At 65.9% G+C, this 22,229-nt stretch carries 18 protein-coding genes; 8 read left to right on the plus strand and 10 right to left on the minus strand.

Annotated features, from left to right (window positions below):
- Window positions 1-39 precede the first annotated feature (39 nt).
- The 3 genes from hemA to BIWAKO_RS09110 form a co-directional block, all read right to left on the minus strand.
- Window positions 40-1,251 carry a 5-aminolevulinate synthase gene (gene hemA, locus BIWAKO_RS09100; protein ID WP_069878434.1) on the minus strand — a complete coding sequence of 404 codons (1,212 nt, stop codon included), beginning with the start codon at window positions 1,249-1,251 and terminating at the stop codon, window positions 40-42.
- Between the two features lie 89 nt (window positions 1,252-1,340).
- Window positions 1,341-2,141, minus strand: a complete 801-nt coding sequence (locus tag BIWAKO_RS09105; protein ID WP_176733290.1) for an SDR family NAD(P)-dependent oxidoreductase — start codon at window positions 2,139-2,141, stop codon at window positions 1,341-1,343.
- 145 nt (window positions 2,142-2,286) lie between these two features.
- Window positions 2,287-2,901: a 2-hydroxychromene-2-carboxylate isomerase gene (locus BIWAKO_RS09110; protein WP_371331894.1), complete on the minus strand. Its 615-nt coding sequence runs from the start codon at window positions 2,899-2,901 to the stop codon at window positions 2,287-2,289.
- Window positions 2,902-3,217: 316 nt separating this feature from the next.
- Between BIWAKO_RS09110 and BIWAKO_RS09115 the strand changes: the two genes are divergently transcribed.
- A complete protein-coding gene (locus BIWAKO_RS09115; RefSeq protein ID WP_069878436.1) occupies window positions 3,218-4,849 on the plus strand; it encodes an HAL/PAL/TAL family ammonia-lyase in 1,632 nt (543 codons plus the stop codon).
- 69 nt (window positions 4,850-4,918) lie between these two features.
- On the opposite strand, the gene BIWAKO_RS09120 is transcribed toward BIWAKO_RS09115, so the two are convergent.
- Window positions 4,919-6,178, minus strand: a complete 1,260-nt coding sequence (locus BIWAKO_RS09120; RefSeq protein WP_069882301.1) for an allantoate amidohydrolase — start codon at window positions 6,176-6,178, stop codon at window positions 4,919-4,921.
- A gap of 199 nt (window positions 6,179-6,377) precedes the next feature.
- Between BIWAKO_RS09120 and BIWAKO_RS09125 the strand changes: the two genes are divergently transcribed.
- Window positions 6,378-6,755, plus strand: coding sequence for a VOC family protein (locus BIWAKO_RS09125; RefSeq protein ID WP_069878437.1), 378 nt, complete (start codon window positions 6,378-6,380; stop codon window positions 6,753-6,755).
- Window positions 6,756-6,803: 48 nt separating this feature from the next.
- Here the strand turns inward: BIWAKO_RS09125 and BIWAKO_RS09130 are convergent, their stop codons facing one another.
- On the minus strand, window positions 6,804-7,550 hold the full coding sequence (locus tag BIWAKO_RS09130) for an SDR family NAD(P)-dependent oxidoreductase (RefSeq protein WP_069878438.1): 747 nt from the start codon (window positions 7,548-7,550) through the stop codon (window positions 6,804-6,806).
- Window positions 7,551-7,662: 112 nt separating this feature from the next.
- Window positions 7,663-9,117 (minus strand): undecaprenyl-phosphate glucose phosphotransferase, encoded by a 1,455-nt coding sequence (locus BIWAKO_RS09135; protein WP_074471523.1) that lies wholly within the window; start codon window positions 9,115-9,117, stop codon window positions 7,663-7,665.
- Window positions 9,118-9,487: 370 nt separating this feature from the next.
- On the opposite strand from BIWAKO_RS09135, the gene BIWAKO_RS09140 reads away from it, so the two are divergent.
- The gene (locus tag BIWAKO_RS09140; RefSeq protein ID WP_244523389.1) at window positions 9,488-10,294 is read left to right on the plus strand and encodes a WecB/TagA/CpsF family glycosyltransferase; all 807 of its coding nucleotides are present in this window, start codon (window positions 9,488-9,490) and stop codon (window positions 10,292-10,294) included.
- Window positions 10,291-11,184, plus strand: coding sequence for a DUF6492 family protein (locus BIWAKO_RS09145; RefSeq protein ID WP_069878439.1), 894 nt, complete (start codon window positions 10,291-10,293; stop codon window positions 11,182-11,184). The genes BIWAKO_RS09140 and BIWAKO_RS09145 overlap by 4 nt, the downstream gene beginning before the upstream one ends.
- A 7-nt stretch (window positions 11,185-11,191) precedes the next feature.
- Here BIWAKO_RS09145 and BIWAKO_RS09150 read toward each other — a convergent pair whose 3' ends face one another.
- The gene (locus tag BIWAKO_RS09150) at window positions 11,192-12,316 is read right to left on the minus strand and encodes a lipopolysaccharide biosynthesis protein (protein WP_244523390.1); all 1,125 of its coding nucleotides are present in this window, start codon (window positions 12,314-12,316) and stop codon (window positions 11,192-11,194) included.
- A 254-nt stretch (window positions 12,317-12,570) separates the two neighbouring features.
- On the opposite strand from BIWAKO_RS09150, the gene BIWAKO_RS09155 reads away from it, so the two are divergent.
- From BIWAKO_RS09155 to BIWAKO_RS09165, 3 genes are all read left to right on the plus strand, one after another.
- Entirely contained in the window at window positions 12,571-13,632 is a 1,062-nt protein-coding gene (locus tag BIWAKO_RS09155; protein ID WP_069878441.1) for an endo-1,4-beta-xylanase, read from the plus strand.
- 82 nt (window positions 13,633-13,714) lie between these two features.
- On the plus strand, window positions 13,715-16,087 hold the full coding sequence (locus BIWAKO_RS09160) for a Wzz/FepE/Etk N-terminal domain-containing protein (RefSeq protein WP_069878442.1): 2,373 nt from the start codon (window positions 13,715-13,717) through the stop codon (window positions 16,085-16,087).
- A 39-nt stretch (window positions 16,088-16,126) separates the two neighbouring features.
- Entirely contained in the window at window positions 16,127-17,272 is a 1,146-nt protein-coding gene (locus tag BIWAKO_RS09165) for a Gfo/Idh/MocA family protein (RefSeq protein WP_069878443.1), read from the plus strand.
- Here BIWAKO_RS09165 and BIWAKO_RS09170 read toward each other — a convergent pair whose 3' ends face one another.
- Both BIWAKO_RS09170 and BIWAKO_RS09175 read right to left on the minus strand, forming a co-directional pair.
- The gene (locus BIWAKO_RS09170) at window positions 17,273-18,349 is read right to left on the minus strand and encodes a Gfo/Idh/MocA family protein (protein ID WP_069878444.1); all 1,077 of its coding nucleotides are present in this window, start codon (window positions 18,347-18,349) and stop codon (window positions 17,273-17,275) included.
- Window positions 18,350-18,359: 10 nt separating this feature from the next.
- A complete protein-coding gene (locus BIWAKO_RS09175) occupies window positions 18,360-19,415 on the minus strand; it encodes a glycosyltransferase family 2 protein (protein WP_084651231.1) in 1,056 nt (351 codons plus the stop codon).
- A 165-nt stretch (window positions 19,416-19,580) separates the two neighbouring features.
- Here BIWAKO_RS09175 and BIWAKO_RS09180 point away from each other — a divergent pair, with 165 nt between their 5' ends.
- Window positions 19,581-20,750 carry a glycosyltransferase gene (locus tag BIWAKO_RS09180; RefSeq protein WP_069878445.1) on the plus strand — a complete coding sequence of 390 codons (1,170 nt, stop codon included), beginning with the start codon at window positions 19,581-19,583 and terminating at the stop codon, window positions 20,748-20,750.
- Window positions 20,751-20,849: 99 nt separating this feature from the next.
- Here the strand turns inward: BIWAKO_RS09180 and BIWAKO_RS09185 are convergent, their stop codons facing one another.
- Window positions 20,850-21,968: an AbrB family transcriptional regulator gene (locus BIWAKO_RS09185; RefSeq protein ID WP_084651232.1), complete on the minus strand. Its 1,119-nt coding sequence runs from the start codon at window positions 21,966-21,968 to the stop codon at window positions 20,850-20,852.
- Between the last annotated feature and the right edge of the window lie 261 nt (window positions 21,969-22,229).

Genomic DNA, 22,229 nt, shown 5'->3' on the forward strand with positions numbered 1-22,229 from the left:
TGGGTCCCGGATCTCCCGTTCGGGCGGGGTTTTGCGCGGCTATGCCGCGCGCTTCAGTCCCACTCTGCTCCAGATCTCCGTCAGCGCCGCCACGAGCTGGTCGATATCAGCATCGCTGTGCAGCGGCGACGGCGTGATGCGCAGCCGCTCGGTGCCGCGCGGCACCGTCGGATAGTTGATGGGCTGGACATAGATGTCGAAGCGCGCCAGCAGCTCGTCGCTGATCGCCTTGCACAGCACCGCGTCGCCGACCATCACCGGGACGATATGGCTCGGATTGGCGAGATGGGCGATGCCGACCGCGTCGAGCCGGTTCCTCAGCGCCATGACCCGATCGCTCTGGCGCTCGCGCTCGACGGAACTCGTCTTGAGATGACGGATCGCGGCGAGCGCCCCTGCCGCGAGGTTCGGCGGCAGGGAGCTCGAGAAGATGAAGCCCGAGGCAAAGCTGCGGACATAGTCACAGAGTGCGGCCGAGCCGGCGATATAGCCGCCCATCACGCCGAAGGATTTGGCCAGCGTGCCCTCGATCAGGGTCAGGCGGTCGCTCAGGCCGTCGCGCTCGCTGATGCCGCCGCCACGCGGCCCATAGAGGCCGACGGCGTGGACCTCGTCGATATAGGTCATGGCGCCGAACTCGTCGGCGATGTCGCAGAAGGCCGCGACCGGGGCGATGTCCCCGTCCATCGAATAGACCGACTCGAAGGCGATCACCTTGGGCCGGGCAGGATCGATGCTCTGCAGCTTGCGGCGCAGATCATCGGGATCATTATGGGCGAAGATCAGCTTCTCGGCGCGCGAATGCCGGATGCCCTCGATCATCGAGGCATGGTTCAGCGCATCGGTCAGGACGACGCAGCCCGGGAGCCGGGAGGCCAGTGTCGAGAGCGAGGCCCAGTTCGACATGTAACCGGAGTTGAAGAGAAGCGCCGCCTCCTTGCCGTGCAGGTCGGCCAGTTCCCGCTCGAGCAGCACATGGTAGTGGTTGGTGCCGCTGATATTGCGAGTGCCACCGGCGCCAGCGCCGCAACCGGCAAGAGCCTCCTGCATCGCGGCCAGCACGTCGGGATGCTGGCCCATGCCGAGATAGTCGTTGGAACACCAGACCGTGATCTCGCGGGGCCCGTCCGCGCCATGGTAGCGCGCACGGGGAAAGCGCCCGACGATGCGCTCCAGATCGGCGAAGACCCGGTAGCGTCCCTCCTTGCGAAGCGCGTCGAGCTCCGTGCGGAAGAAGTGTTCGTAGTCCATCGGCGGCCTCCTGCGACGGGCCTCTCCTACGAGAGAGGAGCCTAACGCGAAATGGTGCGCGGTGTCGCGGGGGCCGTTACGGAAGGAGGTTACGGCATGTACTGGCCGCCATTGACCTCGAGAATCTGGCCGGTGACGAAGCTGCCGAGTGTCTCGGAGGCGAGATAGAGGAACGCGCCGACGCATTCATCCGCCGTGCCGAGCCGGTCCATCGGGATGCCGGCCTGCATCGCGGCGAGTTGCTCGGGGGTCGAGTAGCGCTCGTGGAACGGTGTCATGATCACGCCTGGCGAAACGGCGTTGACCCGGATCCTGTGCTTGACCAGTTCGCGAGCCCAGCCGCGGGTCGCCGTCGAGATGAACCCCTTTGAGGCGGCGTAGAGCACGGAGCCCGGGCCGCCACCAATGCGCGCCGCGACCGAGCTGACATTGACGATGCTGCCGCCCGTGCCCTGCGCAATCAGGGTCCTGGCCGCCTCGCGCATGAAATGCGCGACCTGGCGGATGTTGAGATCGATGATGTCGTCGATGATGCCATCATCATAATCGGTGACCGGCACGCGTTTCACCAACCCGCCGGCATTGTTGATCAGCACGTCGAGCCCCCCGAGGCCCGAAAGCGCCTCGGTCATGATGCGCGGAATCTCAGCACTCTTCGTTACGTCGCCGCCAATCAGCACAGCCTTGCCACCGGCCGCCTCGATCTCGCGGGCCACTGCTTCCGCCTTGTCACGACTGGCATTGTAGTGAACGCCGACGTGAGCGCCATTGGCACCGAAGGCCCGGGCAGCCGCCGCGCCAATGCCGGTGCTGGCGCCGGTGATCAGTATTCTCTTGCCCCTGAGATCAGCCAATTGCGGCCAGTTCGATGTCGAATGATCCTGTGTCATCGCGCTCAGCGCTCCCTTAATCGATTGAATTCTTGAGCGCGCCCAAGTGGCGCTCCTGAACCATATCGCGTGGGGCACGGCATACCAGCGCCTCGGGCGCAGGGCACCCGAGGCGTCGCGTCAGATCAGCCCTGCGAGAGGCTGATCAGGCTTGAGGGAGATAGGCAGCCCGCCCGCTCGTCAGAGCGGAGTCGAGCAGCTCGATACGGTCCTGGCCCCAGAAGACCTCGCCATCGAGCACATAGGAGGGCGCCCCGAAGACACCGGCGGCGATCGCGCCAACGCGATTGGCCTCGTAGCGTTCGGAACTCGCTGGGCTCTCGGCCGTCGTCAGCAGGGCCTCGGCCGGAAGACCCTCCGCGGTCGCCAGCCCGGCGATCACCGAGCGATCGCCCATGTCCCGCTCGTCCGACCAGATGGTGTGGAAGGCGCGCCGCAGGAACGCATCCGGATCATGACCAGCCGCCACCATTGCGGTGACGAAGCGATCCGCCAGGGACGGATCGAACGGCACATGCTTCGGCTGCAACACCAGCGGCAGGCCACGCCGTTCGCGCCAGCGCTGCAGCTCGACCAGACGATAGCGCTGGCGCGAGGGGTGGCGCTTCGGCAAGGGCAGCCCGCCCGTCTCGTCGAAAACCGCCCGCACCGGCATCGGCCGGTAGGTCACCGTCACGCCATGGCGCTTGGCTGTCTCGAGGAAAGCCGCATGGCCGAGATAGGCCCAGGGCGAGGACAGCGTGAAAAAATAGTCGATCATGCGAGGCATTGGCAGGCGAGTCCGTTGTCAGGAGCGCTCACGATGAGGCGTTCGGCGCACCATGCGCTGACGGGGCCTGAGCCACCAATTCCAAATCTTGACCTCGCCCATCAGTGCACGGCCATTCTCGATGCTGCAGCCACGCCGCAAACACCGGCCGATTATTCACGAAACGGCAAAGCTGCTTGGTTTGAAACCTGAATCCGTCTTCGATCAAGGAGTTAGGGCGAAAAAACAGCGGGAAGGCCGGTTTCCCCTTTCGGATGCCATGCTCTAGACCAGAGGAAACAGAACGGACCACGCGGAAGGAACGAGCATGGCGGTTTCGATCGACGGGCGCACGCTCAAGGGCAAGCAGGTTCTCAAGGTCGCAAGGCCGGGCCCCTCCGGTCGTTACGAGAAGGCCGGCCTCGCCAAGGCGGCCCGCGAGCGCATTGCGGCGACGCGCGCCCATATCGATGCGCATTTCATGACCGACGATGCGCCGTTCATGTATTCCTTCAACACCGGTGTCGGCCTATTCAAGGACCAGCGCGTGCTGATGTCCGAGATGACCGAATATCAGCGCAAGAGCGTCTACGCGCATGCCACCGGTATCGGCGAGCCCTTCCCCGAAGACGTGACGCGCGCCACCATGCTGCTGCGCGCCAATGCCTTTGCTTCGAACTATTCCGGCCCCCAGGTCGAGCTCGTCGAGCGCCTGCTCGCCTGCCTCAATGCCGGCGTGCACCCGGTGATCCCGCAGAAGGGCTCGGTCGGAGCCTCCGGCGATCTGGCGCCGCTCGCCCATATGTCGGCGGCCGTCTGCGGCTTCGCCGAGGCCGAAGCGATCTACAAGGGCAAGCGCATGCCGGCGCGCGACGCCCTGGCGAAGGCGGGCCTCACGCCCGATTTCCCGCTCGGCGCCAAGGATGCCTCTGCCCTGATCAACGGCTCGACGGTCTCGCTCGCGCTCGGCGTGCTGGCGAGCGAGGATGCCAAGCGGCTGGTCAAAGCGGCCGATATCGGGCTCGCGCTCTCGCTCGAAGCGATGCGCGGCGAGCTTGCGGCCTTCGATCCGCGCGTCCACGCGGCGCGTCCCCATCCCGGCCAGGGGTTGGTCGCGCGCAATATCCTGAAACTGACGCAGGGCTCGAGGCGCTGCTCGGCTTCGGCCCGCGAGACGATCTACCCTGACGAGATCGGCCGCACCCCCGGCAAACCGCCGTCACCCCGCGTGCAGGATGTCTATTCGCTGCGCTGCGGTCCGCAGGTGCATGGTCCGGCCCGCGAGGCGCTCGACTACGTGCTGCGCGTCATCGGCACCGAGACCAACTCGGCCACGGACAACCCGCTGATCTTCGAGGAAAGCGGCAGCTACACCGTGATCTCCGGCGGTCATTTCCATGGTCAATACGTCGCACAGGCGATGGACCTGCTCGCCATGGCCATGACCGATCTCGGCTCGATCTGCGAACGCCGTCTCGCCCGGCTGATCGACCCGACGCTCAGCTATGGCCTGCCGCGCAACCTGCTTGCCGGCAAGCGTGGCCTGAATACCGGCTTCGCCACGGTGCAGTGCTCGATGTCGGCGCTGGTGATGGAGAACCGGACGCTGTCGGCGCCGGGATCCGTCGATTCGATCCCCGGCAAGTCGAATGCCGAGGACCATGTCTCGAACTCGACCTGGTGTGGCCGAAAGGCGCGCACCGTGGTCGAGAATGTCGAGATGATCATCGCCATGGAAATCCTGATGGCCTGCCAGGCGCTGACCCTGATCGCGGAGACGGCCAAGGACCATCCGCTCGGCCGGGGCACGCAGGCCGCGCTCGACGCATTGCGCGAGACGATCCCGCCCGCGCTCGACGGCGACCGCTGGTACGCCGCCGAGATGAATCAGGCGACGGCGCTTGTGCGCTCGGGCGCGATCGTCGAGGCGGTCGAGGCGGTGGTGGGGGCGCTGGAGTAAGGCCAGCCGTCACGCGGTTTTTGCACGAAGAATAGCTGCTCGGCGCCTACTGCCGAGCAGGACTGGGAATCACCCCTCCTGTCGCGCCAATTCGAGGACTGTCTCGAGCAGCACCCGGATCGCGATGCCGGCGTCGAGTTCGGTCATGTTCTCCAGCGGGGAATGGCTGATGCCCTTCTCGCAGCGGACAAAGAGCATGGCTGCCGGACAGAGCCGTGCCATCGCCATGGCGTCATGGCCGGCGCCGGAGGGCAGACGGCGCGCGCTGAGATTTGCGCCCGTACGGGCGATCCCCGTCGCAAAAGCCTCCTGCAGCCTTTCGGCCATCGGCGTCGCATCTTCCTGCGAATAGGGCGCGATCTCCAGCCCGACACCGCGCCGTGCGGCGATCGCCGCGAAGCGCTCGGCGATGGTCTTGTCCATGCTCGCCAGCGTCTCGTTGCGCGGCGAACGGAAATCGACAGTGAAATCGACCGCGCCGGGCACGACATTGGTGGCGCCCGGATCGGGCCTGAACACGCCGACCGTGCCGACCGCCTGCTCATGCGCAGCCGCGATGTCCTCGAGCGCCAGCGCCATCTCCGCGGCAGCCGCAAGCGCATCCTTGCGCAGCTTCATCGGGACCGTCCCGGCATGGCCGGCCTCGCCGGTGACGCGGACCCGGGCTCGCTTCTGGGCGTTGATGGCCGTGACGATGCCGACGGCCTCGTTTTCGCTCTCCAGCACCGGACCCTGCTCGATATGGACTTCGAGATAGGCCATTACAGTGCCGGGCTTGCGCTTCAGCGCAGCAATTCCGGATGGATCGCCACCGAAGGCGACGAGGGCGTCGCGCAGCACCACGCCATCCTCATCGCGCGAATTGAGCCAGGCCGGATCATAATGCCCGATCAGTGCCGACGAGGTCGAAAGGGAGGTCGGAAAGCGCACCGTCTCCTCGTCCCCGAAGCCGACGACCTCCAGCGCGAAGGGCAGGACGATGCCGGCATCGCGAAGGGCCTGCGCTGCAAGGATACCGGCGATGACGCCGAGATTGCCGTCAAACCGGCCGCCATCCTTCACCGTATCGATATGCGAGCCGATCAGCACGGCGGGAAGACCAGGCTTTGCGCCCTCGCGTCGGCCCTGGACCGATCCGGCAGCATCGATGAAGGCGTCGAGCCCCGCCACCTCCATCGCGCCCTTCGTCCACTCGGCAGCCTGCCGATGCGAAGGGGACAGGTAGAGGCGGGTGATCTTGCCCGGCTCGTCGGTGAAGCGGTTCAGTCCATCGAGTGCGGCAAAGGCGCGGGCACCAAGGACGGCGGCAGAGGGAAGCGAGGCGGTCATGGCCAAACCATAGCGCATCGGCCCTGCGGGGGAAGCAGCCAGAGGCGTCCCCCGGTCGAATTTCCATGACTGGCGCGACGGCCCATCCGCCTGCTAATCATCCAGCCGGAGCACCGTCTCTCTTCACCCCCTGGAAAGCACTCGTCCGCGCCGCACCGCCGGTACCGGATGAAGCGGCTCCCCATCGCGAGACGTTGCCATGACCGACCCAACCGACCACGGAATCCGCTTCGGACGGATTGCCGCCATGTTGCCCGTACGCGACATGGAGAAAGCCCACGACTTCTACACGCGGGTACTCGGCTTCAGAAAGACCTTCGAGAATGGTTCACCTGTCGGCTTCATGATCCTGAAGCGCGATGAGGCCGAACTGCATCTCACCCTGCAGAAGACGCATCCCGCCGCGCCATTCAACATCGCCCATCTGATGGTCGGCGATGCCGAGGCCCTGCACGCGATTTGCCAACGCGAAGGGCTGCGCATCATCAAGGGGTTGCGCGACCAGGACTACGGGCTGCGGTCCTTCGTCTTCGCCGATCCGGACGGCAACCGGATCGATGTCGGCCAGCGCCTCTGACCGAAAAGGGAATCCGCGCCGCGCAGAACCGCGCGGCGCGGATCGGGATCAATAAGTCGCGCGCCCGCCCGACAGATCGAACACCGCGCCTGTGGTGAAGCTGTTCTCGGCGGAAGCCAGGAAACCGACCATCGAGGCAACCTCGTCAGGCTGCAGGAAACGGCCGCGCGGGATCTTGGCCAGCATGTAGCCGATATGCTCCTCGCTCATCTGGTCGAAGATGCGAGTCCGCGCCGCCGCGGGCGTGATGCAGTTGACCGCGATATCCTTGTCGGCGAGCTCCTTGCCGAGCGATTTGGTCAAGGCGATCACCGCCGCCTTCGAGGCCGAATAGGCCGATGCGTTGGGGTTGCCTTCCTTGCCGGCGATCGACGCGACCAGCACCAGCCGGCCGTAATTGCGCTTCAGCATTCCGGGTATCACCGCCTGGCAGCAATGCAGCGTGCCATCGACATTCAGGCGCATGATCTTCGCCCATTCGTCGAGCGGGTATTCCCAGGTCTTGAGGTTGGGGCCCGCGATGCCGGCGCTGGTGACGAGGATATCGACACTGCCGAGGCGGGCCTCGAGCGCGTCGGCCGCCCGCTTCACGGCCGCCGCATCGGTGACATCGATGGCGATCCCGGTCGCCCCCTTGCCGATCTCGCCCGCCGCCTTCGCTGCGAGCGCGCCATCGAGGTCCCAGATCTCGACCTTGGCGCCACTCGCCGCGAAGCGCTCGGCAACCGCACGGCCAATCCCTTGCGCTCCACCGGTCACAATGGCGACGCGGCCGTCTAAATCGATTTGGTTCATGGCGAGCCCCCGGCTGAGAAGTTGGACTGCACGGTAGCGGCCTGATTTCCGCTAGGCTAGCGCGCTCGGTGCCATGCCGCTCTGCGCGAATCGGGGCAGATCAGCGGGCCGACTATTGGGCGTTGAGATAGGCCCGCGCGCTGAACACGGTGCGCAGGAGAATGCCGAGATCGAGCCAGAACGACCAATTGTCGATGTACCAGTGATCGAATGCGACCCGCCTGGCCATTTTCTCGTCCGTGTCGGTCTCACCGCGCAGGCCGTTGACCTGAGCCCAGCCGGTGATGCCCGGCTTCACATTATGACGCCGAGCATAGAGGGCGATCTTGCGTTGGAACGCGTGATCATGGGCGAGCGCATGTGGGCGCGGCCCAACCAGGGACATATGACCGGCGATGACGTTCATGAGCTGCGGCAGCTCATCGAGATTGAAGCGGCGCAGCAAGCGGCCGATGCGCGTGATGCGCGGGTCGTTACGCGTCGCCTGACGAATGACGTCGCCGTCATCTGTGGTCGTCATCGTTCGGAACTTGAAGATCCTGAAGGGCTGCTGGTTGAAGCCGTAGCGTCGCTGCAGGAAGAACACCGGCCCGCGCGAGTCGAGCTTGATCAACCCTGCAATGATCAGCAGAACCGGCAACGCCAGAAGCAGGATGGTCGAAGCGGCGACGATGTCGAAGCCACGCTTCGCGATGATCGCAGCGGTGGAGAGCGCCGGGCGCGTCAGCCGCAGGCTGGCGAACGAGCCGATGCGCACGATATGGGGGCTGTCGAACCGATCCATGATCCGCTCGGGCGCGAGGTGGATCGCGACTGGCAGGTTCATGAAGGCATCGATGCAGGCATCGATCGTCTCCTGATCCGACCAGGGCAAGGCGATGAACACCGCGTCCGGTCGCATCTGCCGGCAGCGCCCTGCAGCGGTGACCAGATCGGCCTTGAGCGCGGCCATCGGATCATTGATGCGGCGCGCGTCGTTGCTGTGCAGAAATGCGACGTCGACGATGGCGAAGCCCATGTTCCAGGGTTGATGGCGCGAGACGAAGGACATCACGTCGGGTTCACGGCCGATCAGGAACACCCGCTCCGTGGTGATGCGGCCGGTCTTGCTGGCGACTGAAATGATGCGGGCAATGCCGGCACGCGCCAGAGTGATCAGCGGAATGCCGGCCAGGTAGGTCACGAGCACGACGGCGCGTGAATAATGATCGACGATCTTGGCGAGGAACGCGACGGCTATGAAGGCCACCATCGTAATGTTCCAGACCGTGAAGGCCGAGGCCATCTGCCCCTTGGCAGAGAGATAATGGCTGAGCTGGTAGCGACCGCGCATCACATTGGTGAAGACGAAGATTGCCGCGATCATCACCGCCAGCTCGCGTGTGATCCTGACATCGCCGAAATGGCCGTAGGCCTGGAGGTGGTAGACCACGGAGGCGAGGGACACGATCGTCAGCACCACGACTGCGTCCGTCAGCGCCGTGACGAGACCGATCCAGTGCCGCCAGGCATTGGCGCGTTCGTCGGCGGCCGCCGCCGCATAGTTCAGATCGTTGACGCTCATCATCGCGGTAGGCTCTCCGGAGCCACAACGGCCTGACGGCCGGCGGCGAGCGCTCCGGAACGGAACAGGACGCTCCCTTCCAACTGCGCTTACGGCTGCGAGCGGCAAGCGCCATGCCGCTCGGTCACGCGCCGGAATGAGACGCTGAACGCGGCGTTCAGCCGCGACGCGAAGGGGCCAGGGAATTCGGCCGCAACGACCGACATGTCGGCGTCCCGTTATGAGACAGCGCCAATCCCGTTCCGCAACTCCTCGGCAGCCGGTCTAATGGTAGTCAGGGTCAAGGGCTGTTCACCGTCCATCGGGCTTGGCGTGATCCACTGACGTGAGCGGCCAAGACAGGAACCGAAAACGCCTCGAAATGAACGAGATCGTGACTGCCATTTCATTCTTCGACATGTCATCGCACACGCAGCCAGCCGACCATCCCGACCATGCCCGCCGCGATATCGGCGGCATCGAAGTGGCTGTGCTCGATAGCGCGCAGGCGCTCGCCGCGCTCGACACGGCACTTGCCCGTCACCGCCACGTGAAGCTCGCCTTCTGCAATGCGAACCTCGTCAACCTGGCCGCCGTGGACGCAAGGCTGCAGGAACAGCTCAAGGACTTCCTGGTGCTTGCCGACGGAATCGGCGTCGATATCGGCTCCCGGCTTCTCTATGGCGCGTCCTTCCCCGCAAATCTCAATGGCACCGACTTCATTCCGGCCCTGCTCGCCGCACAGAACCGCCCGCTCCGCGTGACGTTGCTGGGCGGGCAGCCAGGCGTGGCCGAGCGCGCTGCGGCCCGCCTGACCCAGGATTACCCGCGACACCGCTTCACCGTGCTGAGCCACGGTTACTTTGCTCAGAGCGAAGAGGCCGGGCTTCTGGCGCAGCTGGCCGAAAACCCGCCCGATCTCCTGCTCGTGGCTTTCGGTAATCCGCTTCAGGAACGCTGGATCGCAGAGAAGATCACGCTCCAGCACGCGACGATCGCTGCAGGTATTGGTGCGCTGTTCGATTTCCTGGCAGGCGAGGTCGAGCGCGCACCGGACGTCCTGCGGCGTCTGCGGCTGGAGTGGCTCTACCGCCTCCTGCTGGAGCCCCGCCGGCTGTGGCGGCGCTATGTGCTCGGCAACCCCGCGTTCCTGCTGCGGATGCTGCGCATCAGGTTCCAGCCCCGCGGTCCGGCGCAATGAGCCTTAGCTACGCCATCGCGACGCCGAGCTATGCCGGGGACTTCGAACGTTGCCGGCTGCTCTGCGCCAGCATCGACCGTTTCGTCGCCGGCCATACGGCCCATTACCTTTTGGTCGAGGATCGGGACGTCGCGCTGTTCAGGCAGCTGGAAGGTCCGCGACGGCGGGTGATCGCGGAAGCGGAGCTTCTGCCCTCCTGGCTGAAACCCCGGCCCGATCTCCTGAGCCTCGGACGCCGCCGGGTCTGGACGGGCCTGGGCGCCCTGCGGCGCGGTCTGCCGCCGCTGCGCGGCTGGCACGCACAACAGCTGCGGAAGTTCGCCTTTCCGATGACGAGCCACGAGGACGTCGTGATCTTCGCCGATTCCGACATGATGTTCCTGCGGCCGTTCGACGTGGCGTGCCTCGCTCAGAACGACAAGGTGCGGCTCTACCGCAAACCGGACGGCATTACGGGTGGGATGGCCCAGCATGCCGACTGGTGCGTGATGGCCGCCGGCCTGCTCGGGCTGCCGGAGCCAACGTTTCCCAGCGCCGACTACATCAACAATCTCGTCAGCTGGCGGCGAGACGCCGTGCGGGCAATGATGACGCGTATCGAAGAGAGAGCCGGGCGGAGCTGGGTCGAGGCAATTGCGACGCACAGGCAATTCTCGGAATACATGATCTACGGCTATTTCGTTGAACGCGTGCTCGGGCTCGACGCCGCCGGCCACTGGCCGGACGGGCACGAACTCTGCAAGGTCTACTGGTTTCCCGAAGATGTCGGAGAGCTGGCAACGCTGCGCAGTTTCGAGGAGATACTGGAACCGGGGCAGGTCGCGGTCGGCGTGCAATCGTTCATCGGGCAGCCGGTCGAGCGCCTGAAGGCGCTGTTCGAGGCGCAGTAACCCCTGCTCAGCGCGTCCGGCCGAGCAATCGATAGGTGACCGTCGCGGAGAGCAGATAGACTGCGCCGAAGACGGCGTTGAACCAGGGCGCCCAGGCTTCGTCCTGGCCGAAGCGTATCATGACCCAGGCGATCAGTGCCGCCTTGAGCGCGGTGATGGCGCAGAGCAGGGTGATACGCGAGCCGGTGCGCTCCCGCGCATAGAGCAACTCGGCGTGATACTCGACGAGATTGCGGAAGGCAGGCACCGCGAGCATCGGCAGGAAGAGATAGGCGGCCTCGGAGACATTGCGGCCGAGTGCGCCCGGAAACGGCAACAGCAGGATGACGATGGCGACGAGGCCGCCGATCGAGACCAGCGCGATCGCGAGCTCGACCAGCATCTTGCGTCGCCAGCCGCCGCCGAGGCCGCGATCCTTCATGATCTTCTGGACCAGCATCTGGTTGAAGCTGCGTACCGGCATCGCAGTGAGATCAATGACGCGCATGGCGATGGCATAGAGCCCCGCTGTGCGTTCTCCCGCGAGCGCCAGCATCAGCAGCTTGTCGAGTTCGGATTGGACGTAGAACACGATGTCGGCCGCGCCCGCGAATACGGCATCGGCCATGCGGCGGGGATAGAGCGCCCTGACGAAACGCAGGCGCAGCGGCGGCAGAAACAGCGTCAGCGCGATCACCGCGGACAGGATCGTGGTGCCGAGATAGGCCCAGACCCAGGTTTCCAGGCTCGCATGGCCCAGACCATAGAAGGCAACTGCAGCAAGCGTGCGCAGCGAGGAGCCGATGATGACGAGCAGAGCCGACTGCCTGAAACGCCTCAGGCCGTTATTGATGATGGCAACGACCTCGACGAGGCGCCAGCCGAGCACCTCGGCGATGATGATCAGGGCGAAGGGCAGGAGATCCAGCCGCTCCCTGAACAAGGCGACATAGGCCAGGGCTGCGACTGCGGCGATCAGCGGAAGCGACAGGACGGCAAGACCGCCGAAGCCGGCGAGATAGGCGCCGAGGAGACGCGGCTTGACCGTGGCGACGCGATAGACCGGCGAGACGAAACCGAAGGCCAGCAACCGCGAGAGAATGAGTCCTGTCGAGGAGGCGGTCGCGAACAGGCCAAACTCACCAAGGGTCAACGTATTCGCAACGATGAGGAAATATACAAGAGAGATAATGAGACGACCGGCTGAGCCGCTCAGGATCGTAAGGTAGGCGGATATGGTGGCACGATCTGGCGACATGGAGTCCATTGCGGCGGCGGCGAGAGCTGGCGCGGGCCCTGCTCACGCCAAAATTGAGCCCGAACCTCGCTTAGCGCAAAGGCATTGAGCGACCCTAAACGAAGCACGGGAAGCGCTGCCCCGCGCAGCTGCCTGAATCGGAACGGAACATGAGCCGCATCACCAGGCGCGACGCCCTGGCCGGAACTGCCAGCATCGCCCTGGCCTGGCCGGGCGCCGGTCTTGCGCAGGTCGGTCGACCGGCCATTCCATTCGGCTCGGCCGCGCAGATCGAGCCCTTCCGCGCCGACCCGCGCTACCGCGAGGCTTTGAAGACCTATTGCAACGTCATCGTCCCGATGAACGACCTCAAATGGGAAGCGCTCCGGCATGACCGCTCCCGGTTCGACTTCTCCGGAGCCGACGAACTGGTCGCCTTCGCACGCGGCAACAAGCAGGCCCTGCGCGGCCACGCGTTGCTCTGGGGCATGGCCTTGCCGCCCTGGGCCAAGGAGATGAGCACGAAGGCGGAAGCCGAGCGCGAGCTGATCAGCCATATCGAGACCGTCGTGGACCGCTACAAGGGCGTCATCGCGACCTGGGATGTGGTCAACGAGGTGATCGCTCACGATCCGACCCTCGAGGAGCCCTATCGCGACACGATCTGGCAGCGCCTGCTTGGCCCCGAACATATCGAGATCGCTTTCCGGACCGCGGCCCAAATCGATCCGGAGGCGCGGCTGGTGATCAACGACTATGATTTCGAGGATACCGATCCGCGCATCGCGAGGCGCCGCGCCGCGGCTCTCTCGATCATCCGGGATCTGCGCGACAAGGGCATCCCGGTCCATGGGCTCGGCATGCAGGCCCATCTGTACGGCGAACGCGCCATCGATACGTCCGGCTTGCAGCATTTCATGCAGGATCTCGGCACGCTCGGCGTCGAAGTCGAGATTACCGAACTCGACGTGATCGATTGGAAGCTGCCGGCCGTTTCGCAGGAGCGCGACAGCACTGCGGCAAACCTGGTTTCGACCTTCCTGAATGCAGTGGTCTCCGCGCGCCAACCCAAGGCGATCGTCACCTGGGGCCTCAGCGACCGCTATTCATGGATCGGAGAGACCTTCGCGCGTAAGGATTCTGCCAAGGCCCGGCCACTCCCCCTCGATGAGGACTACAGGCCGAAGCCGATGATGAAGGTACTTGACCGTTATCGGCTGGGGACGAGCTGAGCGGTGTTGGTGAGTTCGATGTCCGCCGGGGTGACGACCATCATCATCCCGGGCCGGGCGGATTTGAGTGAAGCGTAGCGTCATGTTCACGACCGAGACCGCCGATGGCGAGCTCAGCAGAACCGAACAGGCCGGAAGCCGCACGGAGCCGGCGGCCGGCGGAGCCGTGCCGTCGGCATTGGCGCGCCTGACCAACCCGGCCTGGCTCTTTCAGACGCTGTGGAGCCGAAAGGGACTGATCCTAGCGGCAGCGCTGGCGGGCGCCCTCCTTGCCGCTCTGGCAAGCCTGTTCATTCCGCCGAAATACGTCTCGACCGCCCAGCTTTTCATCGATCCGCGCGATCTGCGCGTGCTGCAGAACGAAGTCTCGCCCAATGCAGTCGGCAGCGACCCGACCTCGCTTACAGCCTATCTCGAAAGCCAGGCGCGCATCATCGCCTCGGACAGCATCAAGGCGCGCGTAGTCAAGAGCGAGGGCCTCGACAAGGATCCCGAATTCGGCGGCGAGGCTGCGAAAAGCGGTCTGGCCCGGCTTCTCTCCGGCAGCAGCACCTCTTCCCGCGATGGACTACTCTATGCGCTCGCGGCCCTCGACAAGAACGTCACGGTCCGGCGTGGCGAGCGGACTTTCGTCATCGACATCTCGGTGACCTCGCGCGATCCCGAGAAGGCGGCGCGGATCGCCAATGCGCTTGCCACCGCCTATCTCGACGACCAGGCTTCCGTCCGAGCCGAGGCCGCGCAACGCGCCACCGGCGCGCTGACCGGGCGCCTGGAGGAATTGCGCAACCGCCTGCGCATCGCCGAGGAGAAGGCCGAGAAATACAAGGAAGCCAACAGCCTCGTCGGTGCAGGCGGCAAGTCGCTCGGTGAAGAACAGCTTGCGCTGAACAATGCCCAGCTCGTCGCCCTGCGCACCAGGGTCAGCGAAGCCAAGGCGAAATACGACCAGACGCTTGCGACGCGCGCCTCGAGCATCGAGGCCGGTGCCATACCCGAGGCGGTCGCCTCGAACACCATGACTGCGCTCCGGTCCCAGCTGGGCGCGGCGCTCAGCAAGGAAGCCGATCTGCTGGCCTCGCTCGGCTCGCGTCACCCGGCGCTCGCCGCGGCGCAGGCTCAGGTGCGCGATGCGCGCCGGCAGATCAACGAGGAACTTGCCCGGATCGCGCGCGCCGCCAAGATCGAATACGACCGCGCTGTCGACGCCGAGAGGCAGATCGCCCGGCGCGTCGAGGAATTGACCAGGCAGCAATACAGCGCCGGGCGCGCTTCGGTGCAGTTGCGCGAGCTCGAACGCGAGATCGAATCCTCGCGCGCCGTCTATGACGCTTTCCTGCGCCGGGCACGCGAGACCGGGGAACAATCCGGCATCGACACGACGAATGCGCGCGTCATCAGCATGGCCATGCCGGCGCTCGAGAAGAGCGGCGTCAGCCGGCGCACGGTCGTCATGCTCGGAGGCATCGCCGGCGGTGGGCTGGGCGCGATCGCTGCGCTCGGACTGGCGCTATTGGGCGGGTCCCTGCCTGCGCCACCTCCCGCGCTGCGCCGCTGGCCATTCCGCAACCGCCGCGAACCTGCCGCCGCTCAGGCATCGCCCCCACCCGCTCCTGCTAGACCCGTCCCCTCGGCCGCTGCGGCCACGGAGCCACCTTCCCCTGGCGCGGCCCCGGCCAGGACCGGATGGCGGCGTTTCATGACGATTCAAGGCGGTCAACCGGCCCGCACTCCGGAGGTCGTGCAAGCCCCCGCGCCTCCCCCCTTGGCCTTGCTGGCAAAACTGCCGGCCGTGAGGCATCGACGCTGGCGACGGACGGATGGCGAAGTGCGCTCGGTCTTTCAGGCCAAGGCTCATCTCGTCGACGTCATCGACAAGCCGAATGCCTCCTTCGCCCGGGCGATCCGTGGCATCCGAACCGAGCTCGCCAGCCAGGACAGCCCCAGTCGGCGGGTTCTCGTCATCGGATTGCGCCGCAATGCCGGCGCCTCGACGCTGGCGCTCAACCTCGCGCTCGATGCCGCGCAAGCGGGTTTGCCGGCCATGCTGGTCGATGCCGGCCTCGGCACAAACAGCCTGACATCGGTCTTCGCGCCGGATGCGCAGGCAGGCATGCACGAGATCGTCTCCGGCAGCGCCAGCCTGATCCGTGCGGCGCTGCAGGACGAGGGCACCGGCCTGTTCTTCGTCCCGCGCAAGGGGCATCCGGAACTCGTCACAGCCGAACAGATCAGCCACGACTTCTTCGGCGCGGCCCGCCGCTTCGGGCCGGTCTTCATCGATGGTGCCTCGTTGGGATCCGACGCTTTCACGGAGCGTTTCGCAGATGCGGTCGACGACATCGTGCTGGTCGTTCGCGCGGGGGAGGTCGGCGCGGGCGAACTCCAACAGGCAAGTACGGCGCTGGGCAGGAACGCAGCCAAGATCCGCGGCTTGGTCAGCAACGAAGCCTGAGCGCCGCCGTCGCTCCCGATCGCCAGACAGGACACCGTGATGCAGATCGCGCTTATCGGCACAGGATTCGTGGCCGATTACTACATGACCACGCTGGCCAACCATCCCGGGCTTCAGCTTGCCGGCGTCTATGATCGCTCGCCGGACCGTCTCCGGGCGTTCTGCGCCTTTCACGGCACGAGGCCTTATCAGAGCCTGGAGTCCGTGCTCGCCGAGCCGCAGGTCGACATCGTCGTCAACCTGACGACGCCCGAAAGCCATTACGAGATCACCAGGCTGGCTCTCGCCGCAGGCAAGCATGTCTATTGTGAAAAGCCGCTGGCCATGCAGCTCGAGCAGGCCAGCGAGCTCGTCGCCCTGGCGGAAGCCGCTGGATTGACGTTGGCCACCGCACCGGCGAACGGCCTCAGCGATGCCCATCGGCTGGTGAGCGATGCGCTCTCGCAGGGGGCCATCGGAACGCCGCGGCTGATCTATGCCGCCATGGAAGACGGCCCGGTCTTCCGGGGCAATTGGGCGACCTGGCGGTCCCGTTCCGGCGCGCCATGGCCTGGCCTGCATGAGTTCGAGATCGGCTGCACGCTGGAACATGCGGGCTATGCATTGTCCTGGCTCGTCTCGCTCTTCGGCGCTGTCGAAGCCCTGACGGCATTCTCAGCCGTGACATTCCCGGACAAGGGGCCCGGCACTGAGACCATCACCATGGCCCCGGATTTCTCGGTCGGCTGCCTCACCTTTCGCTCCGGCGCCGTCGCTCGGTTGAGTTGCGGCCTGGCGGCCCCCAAGGACCGTTCGCTGCTGATCCTCGGAGACGAGGGAACGATCACTGTCCGCGACCTCTGGGACAATCGATCCGCGGTCTATCTCGAGCGCACGGATGCACCGCGCAACCTCCCCCGCCTGCTCGCGAACCGTGTCGAGGCGCGGCTCGGCCGCTTCCTGCCCTGGAAGCCGGAGCCCGGCCGCAAACTCGCCTACCCCGCCGCCACGGGCCGGTCCGCGCTGCCAGCTTTCCCCTCGCAAATCGATTTCGCGCGCGGCATCGCCGACCAGGCAATCGCGATTGCGGCGAAGCAGAAGCCCGTCTTCTCGGGCGCGCTCGCACTCCACATCACCGAGCTTGCGCTGGCGTTGAACAATGCCCGCGACCTGCCGCAGCCCTATCGGATACAGAGCCGTTTCTGATCAGAAGGTTTTGACTGGCGGCTGCGCCAGAACCGTCTCGATGATCTTCAATACGGCCGCGCTTTCGGTGAGCGGCATGGTTGCGCAGCCAGTCTCGCCGCTCCGAACGGCGTCCATCGCGGCACGGGCCTGGAACTGCAGTCCATTGCCGGCAAAGCTGTAGGTCTCCCGGATGCGTCCCGGCATCGGCAGGCGGTCGAGCAGCTTTCCGGCCAGCCCATTCCGGAGCCGCGGCCCTCGCCACGAGCTCCCAAGTGCTGGGGCGGTATAATGGGTCAGACGCTGCGCCTTGAGGAAGGGCGCATCCAGACGGATCGCGCCTGAGGCCCCCTCGATCAAGAACTGGTTTCCTCCGTTGCGATCAAAGCCGCAGGAGAGCTCCGCCACCGCCTCCGGATAATGCAGGACGATCTCGCAACGCAGGTCGACTCCACTGCGCGCCGCCAACCAGCGACCGGTCACGCGTTTGGGACTGCCAAGCCAATGCAAGGCGAGCGAGACCGGATAAACCCCGAGATCGAAGGCCGAGCCCCCGCCCAGCGCAGGGTCGAAGAAGCGGCTGCCGGGGCTTTCCTCGCGGACATAGGAGAGATCCGCCCGAATGCGCCGAACCTTGCCGATCCTGCCCGCCGCCACCTGCTCGCGCGCCGCCATTACGGCCGGCAGGAAGCGCGTCCACATCGCCTCCATCGCAAAGACGCGATGCGCCCGGCCCGCCTCGATCACGCTGTGAACATCGGCGGCGGTGAGGGCGATCGGCTTTTCGATCAGGACCGGCTTGCCGGCAGCGATCGCCCGAAGGCCTTGCGCGACATGCAGGGAATTCGGCGTCGCGATGTAGAGCGCATCGATGGCCGGATCGGCGAGAAGGGTCTCGGGATCGCCATAGGCGGCCGCAGCACCGAACTCGGCAGCAAAGGCTTGCGCCTTGTCCAACGCACGGGACTGGACCGCGCCAATCCGCGCGTCCGGCAGCAAGGCGAGATCGGCCGCAAACTGCCGCGCGATCACGCCGGTTCCGATAATGCCCCAGCAAAAGCACCCCGCTCCGCTCGGAGCTGCATCACCGCTCGCCATGCCGCACGTCCTAGTTCTTGTCCGGCTTGCGGTACTGCTCGTTGCTGACGCCGAACTCCGACATCAGGCGACCGAGCGCCACCTGTGCGTGATAGAGCCCGATCGTAGCCGAACCGGTGCGCAGGCCGAGCGCGAGCCCGCGAAAGGGCGAGGCTGCGAGCAGCGCGAGGCTCTTCGCCAGAACCTTGAGCCGCCCCCGCGCCGATGGATCAAGGCGCCGTTCGATCGTGGCCGAGATCGCGCCGTTGCGCAGGCTGCGGGCCGCGATCCAGCTGAATTCCGTGCGGCGCCTCGGCATGGTCTCGCGCATCGCGGCGTCCTGGACCCACCAGAAACGGAAGCCGGCTTCCTTGCTGCGCCGGAAGAAGTCACTGTCGCCGCCGCCGGTGAAATCGAAGCTCTCGTCGAGAAAGGGGAAGCCAAGTGCCTCCAGCACCTCGCGCCGGATCAGATAGTTGGCGCTCGAGAACAGGATCGGCACTTCGCCCGAGACAGCATAATGCGATCGGAAGACCGGGTGTGCGCTCAGCCAGGCGCGCGATTGATCCTCGAAGACGGGCGTGACCGAGCCGCCGAAGAGCTGGGCCGGCGCAGTCGCCGCCACACGCAGAAAAGCGTCGAGCCACAGCGGCAGCGCCTCCTCGTCGTCATCGATGCCGAGGACCTGCTTCAGCGCGGGAAGACGGGTCAGTCCGCAGCGCCAGGCGGCGTTATAGGCCTTGCAGTTGCCCTGTCGCGGCTCGACGATGACGTATCCCTTGAACAGCCCCGCAGCGTGAAGGGCACTCGCCCGCTCCGCGCCGGCGCGTTCGACGCCTTCGTTCTCGACGACGATGATCGCAAAATCATGCCCGCCCTGCTGCGCTGCCAGGGAGCGCAAGGTACGCTCCAGCAGCTCCGGTCGCTTGAAGGTCGGCACGCAGATGACGCTTTCGACGCCTCGCAGCGCCGTCTCGGGCGAAGCCGCGACGATCTCGAAGGTCTCGGGCGCATCGAAGCCGGGAATGACGGGGCGTCGCAAGGCGCCTTCCAGATTGCCGGCGGAATGATGGAGGGGGTTAGCCATGGTGCCCCAGCATGCGACGTCTCCGCTTAAGGTTCGGTGTCGGCTATCCCATGCCCGCACATACACTCTCACATCTGATGTTCAGGATAGTTCGTTGCCGAACTTGACCCGACCGAACATCTGACGCCTCTCTCACAGCCATCCCTATCGTCAGGATCGGCCCAGTTGCGTCTTGCCTTCATCACCTCGCTGATCCCGGTTGCAAAGCCCGATACCGGCTTCGAGATCGCCAATGCCGCAATCCTCGATGCGCTGCGCTCCGCAGGGCACGAGGTCACCGCCTTCGGTTTCCTGCGCCCGGGCGAAGCGCCGGCCGACCCCTCTCAGGCCGTCGTGATCGGCGCCGTCGATATCGAGAACGCAGTCGCGCCCGCCAGCCGCAAGCTGCAATGGCTTGGATATGCGCTCATCCACGGCCTGCCTGTCGCCTGCGCCAAGCTGCGGCTCGCCGGAGCTGGCAAACTGGTCGAGACGGTAAGGGCGCGCGGCCCGTTCGACGCGCTGATCCTCAACTCGGTGATGCTGCCTGGCGCCTTTCCGGAGCTGACCACGCTCGGGCCCTGCGTGCTGGTCGAACACAATATCGAGCATATTTCCGCCCGGCAGAATGCAGCGCATGCCGGCACCGGGCTGATGAGCTGGCTCTATGCCCGCGAGGCCAGGTTGCTGGAAGCCGTCGAGACGCGCCTCTGGAACGAGGTGGGCTATATCTGGACGCTGGCCGAGGAAGACCGACGCGCGCTCGGCCCAGCCGCAGCGAAGGCGGCGGTCCTGCCGCTCGTCTCGGGCAGTGGCCCGCAGCCGGCGGCCATGGCGGAGCCGGTCGCACCGGCCTTCGACGTCGGCATGATCGGAACCTGGACCTGGCAGCCGAACTTCATCGGCCTCGACTGGTTCTTGCGCGAGATCGCTCCGCTCCTTCCGACCGATATCTCGATTGCCGTCGCCGGACGCCTTCCGGCGGAGATGCCACCGGTCCCGGCCCAGGTGCGGCTGATCGGGCGCGTCGCTGATGCGAATGCCTTCCTCCAATCCTGCCATGTGCTGGCCTTGTCGAGCCGCGCCGGAACCGGCGTGCAGCTGAAGACGATCGAGGCGATGCAGCTCGGCATGCCAGCCGTGGCGACGACACTCTCCTGTCGCGGCTTCACAACGCTGCCGGCGAATTTCTCGCTCGCGGACGAGCCGGAGGCTTTTGCCCAGGCTCTGACCGAACGGGTGCGAAGCGCGCGCGAGGGAAACCCTCAGCGCATCGACGGAGCGGCGTTCATGGCCATCCAGAGAGCCGCCCTGGCGAGCGCGCTGGCCGCCGGGCTCGAGGCCGCGCGCCGCTAGTCCAACGGACCCGATATCGTATCGGGCCCATTGAGCTTCTGTGTTTGCATCGGCTGGCCCAAGATCCGCAATCCACCTTTCGGGCCGATGCCTCAGGCGTTACTCCGCCGGCGCGGTCTCGGTCTTGCGCTTGTCGCCGAGGATCAGGCCGAAGACCGGCCCGGCACCGACCATGACCAGGAAGACGCGAATGATGTGATGGGCTGCGACGAAGGCGACCTCGGTGTGGAGCGCCAACGCAATCAGGCTCATCTCGGCAAGCCCCCCCGGCGAATAGGCCAGGATCAGCGGCACATGACCGTAGATCGAGACCTTCGAGACGCCCCAGGCGAAGGCGATCGTCAGGGCGAGCAGCACCGCCGTCGAACCGACCGAGAGCAGCAGGACACGCAGGATGACGCTCGGCGAGGTGCCGACAAAGCGGCAGCCGACCGTGACGCCGAGCACGAGCTGGGCTGCGTTGACGACCTGGAAGGGCGGGGCGGAATCGCTCCAGCCGAGGAAATGGACCAGCGCACTGACCACCATCGGGCCGAGCAGGTGCTTGGCCGGCAGCCGCAGCAGATGTCCGAGAATGACCCCGAAGACGCCACAGCCTATGAGCCAGAGCTCGGCGAAAAGCGGTGTCTGCGCCAGCGAGGGGCCGGCATTGCGCGTCGCCGACAGCGAGACACCCTCGATCGACTGAACGATGAACGGCAGGGTCATCACCACGAGCAGAACGCGCGCCGAATGGATCAGCGCGATGATCCGGGCATCGCCGCCCTTCTCCTCACCGAGGAGAACCATCTCCATCAATCCACCCGGCATGCCGGCGAAAAAGGCGGTCACCCGGTCGAAGCCGGCGACGCGGCGGAAATAGGTGACGCAGCACAGGCCGCAGGCGGTCATGAAGAAAACGAGGCCGATCAGCGTCGGCAGCCAGTTCGGCAATTGCGCCACGAGATCGGGGCGAAAGCCCGCGCCGAGCATCACGCCAATCACAGCGCTCATCGGAGGGCGAATGACGCCGGGCGCGGAGACCGGCGCCTTGAGCAGCGCGGCGACCGTGCAGAACACCATGGAACCCAGCATCCAGGGCAGTGGCAACTTCGCCTGCACGAAGAGCCAGCCGCCGAAGCCGCCGAGCGCAAGGGCGAGGCCAAAACGGCGATAGGGGAAGCGCCGGGGAGAGAGCGAACGCAGGCCGCTCACGAAATCGGACAGCAGTTCCCGCATACGTCTGTCGTGCCCTTCAACCCGGCGACGGCCGGAAACGCGTCGATGGTGGCACGGCTCCTACACCGCTTCGGCCGGCGTATACAGTACGCCGGTGGAATGTCGGCTCCGCGGTCCGAACGGGTCGGCGCATGACGACCGCCTTCCATCACAACCCCGCCATGCCCCCTGACCATCTGGTCAGGGGGCCGAAGATCATCAATGGTTTCAGGGCATTTGCGATGTGACGAGCCGGGCGCGCGATCGCGCTCGGCCAATGGT

Origin of the sequence: Bosea sp. BIWAKO-01, from assembly GCF_001748145.1 — a bacterium.
Taxonomy (GTDB): Bacteria; Pseudomonadota; Alphaproteobacteria; order Rhizobiales; family Beijerinckiaceae; genus Allobosea.

What these genes read in the sequence shown, in the direction of transcription:
- BIWAKO_RS09135 (WP_074471523.1), bottom strand. Translation starts at nt 9,117, where the DNA reads ATGATGAGCGTCAACGATCTGAACTATGCGGCGGCGGCCGCCGACGAA.
- BIWAKO_RS09145 (WP_069878439.1), top strand. Translation starts at nt 10,291, where the DNA reads ATGAGCCTTAGCTACGCCATCGCGACGCCGAGCTATGCCGGGGACTTC.
- BIWAKO_RS09115 (WP_069878436.1), top strand. Translation starts at nt 3,218, where the DNA reads ATGGCGGTTTCGATCGACGGGCGCACGCTCAAGGGCAAGCAGGTTCTC.
- BIWAKO_RS09170 (WP_069878444.1), bottom strand. Translation starts at nt 18,349, where the DNA reads ATGGCGAGCGGTGATGCAGCTCCGAGCGGAGCGGGGTGCTTTTGCTGG.
- BIWAKO_RS09110 (WP_371331894.1), bottom strand. Translation starts at nt 2,901, where the DNA reads ATGATCGACTATTTTTTCACGCTGTCCTCGCCCTGGGCCTATCTCGGC.
- BIWAKO_RS09185 (WP_084651232.1), bottom strand. Translation starts at nt 21,968, where the DNA reads ATGCGGGAACTGCTGTCCGATTTCGTGAGCGGCCTGCGTTCGCTCTCT.
- BIWAKO_RS09175 (WP_084651231.1), bottom strand. Translation starts at nt 19,415, where the DNA reads ATGGCTAACCCCCTCCATCATTCCGCCGGCAATCTGGAAGGCGCCTTG.
- BIWAKO_RS09125 (WP_069878437.1), top strand. Translation starts at nt 6,378, where the DNA reads ATGACCGACCCAACCGACCACGGAATCCGCTTCGGACGGATTGCCGCC.
- BIWAKO_RS09155 (WP_069878441.1), top strand. Translation starts at nt 12,571, where the DNA reads ATGAGCCGCATCACCAGGCGCGACGCCCTGGCCGGAACTGCCAGCATC.
- BIWAKO_RS09165 (WP_069878443.1), top strand. Translation starts at nt 16,127, where the DNA reads ATGCAGATCGCGCTTATCGGCACAGGATTCGTGGCCGATTACTACATG.
- hemA (WP_069878434.1), bottom strand. Translation starts at nt 1,251, where the DNA reads ATGGACTACGAACACTTCTTCCGCACGGAGCTCGACGCGCTTCGCAAG.
- BIWAKO_RS09120 (WP_069882301.1), bottom strand. Translation starts at nt 6,178, where the DNA reads ATGACCGCCTCGCTTCCCTCTGCCGCCGTCCTTGGTGCCCGCGCCTTT.
- BIWAKO_RS09160 (WP_069878442.1), top strand. Translation starts at nt 13,715, where the DNA reads ATGTTCACGACCGAGACCGCCGATGGCGAGCTCAGCAGAACCGAACAG.
- BIWAKO_RS09130 (WP_069878438.1), bottom strand. Translation starts at nt 7,550, where the DNA reads ATGAACCAAATCGATTTAGACGGCCGCGTCGCCATTGTGACCGGTGGA.
- BIWAKO_RS09105 (WP_176733290.1), bottom strand. Translation starts at nt 2,141, where the DNA reads ATGACACAGGATCATTCGACATCGAACTGGCCGCAATTGGCTGATCTC.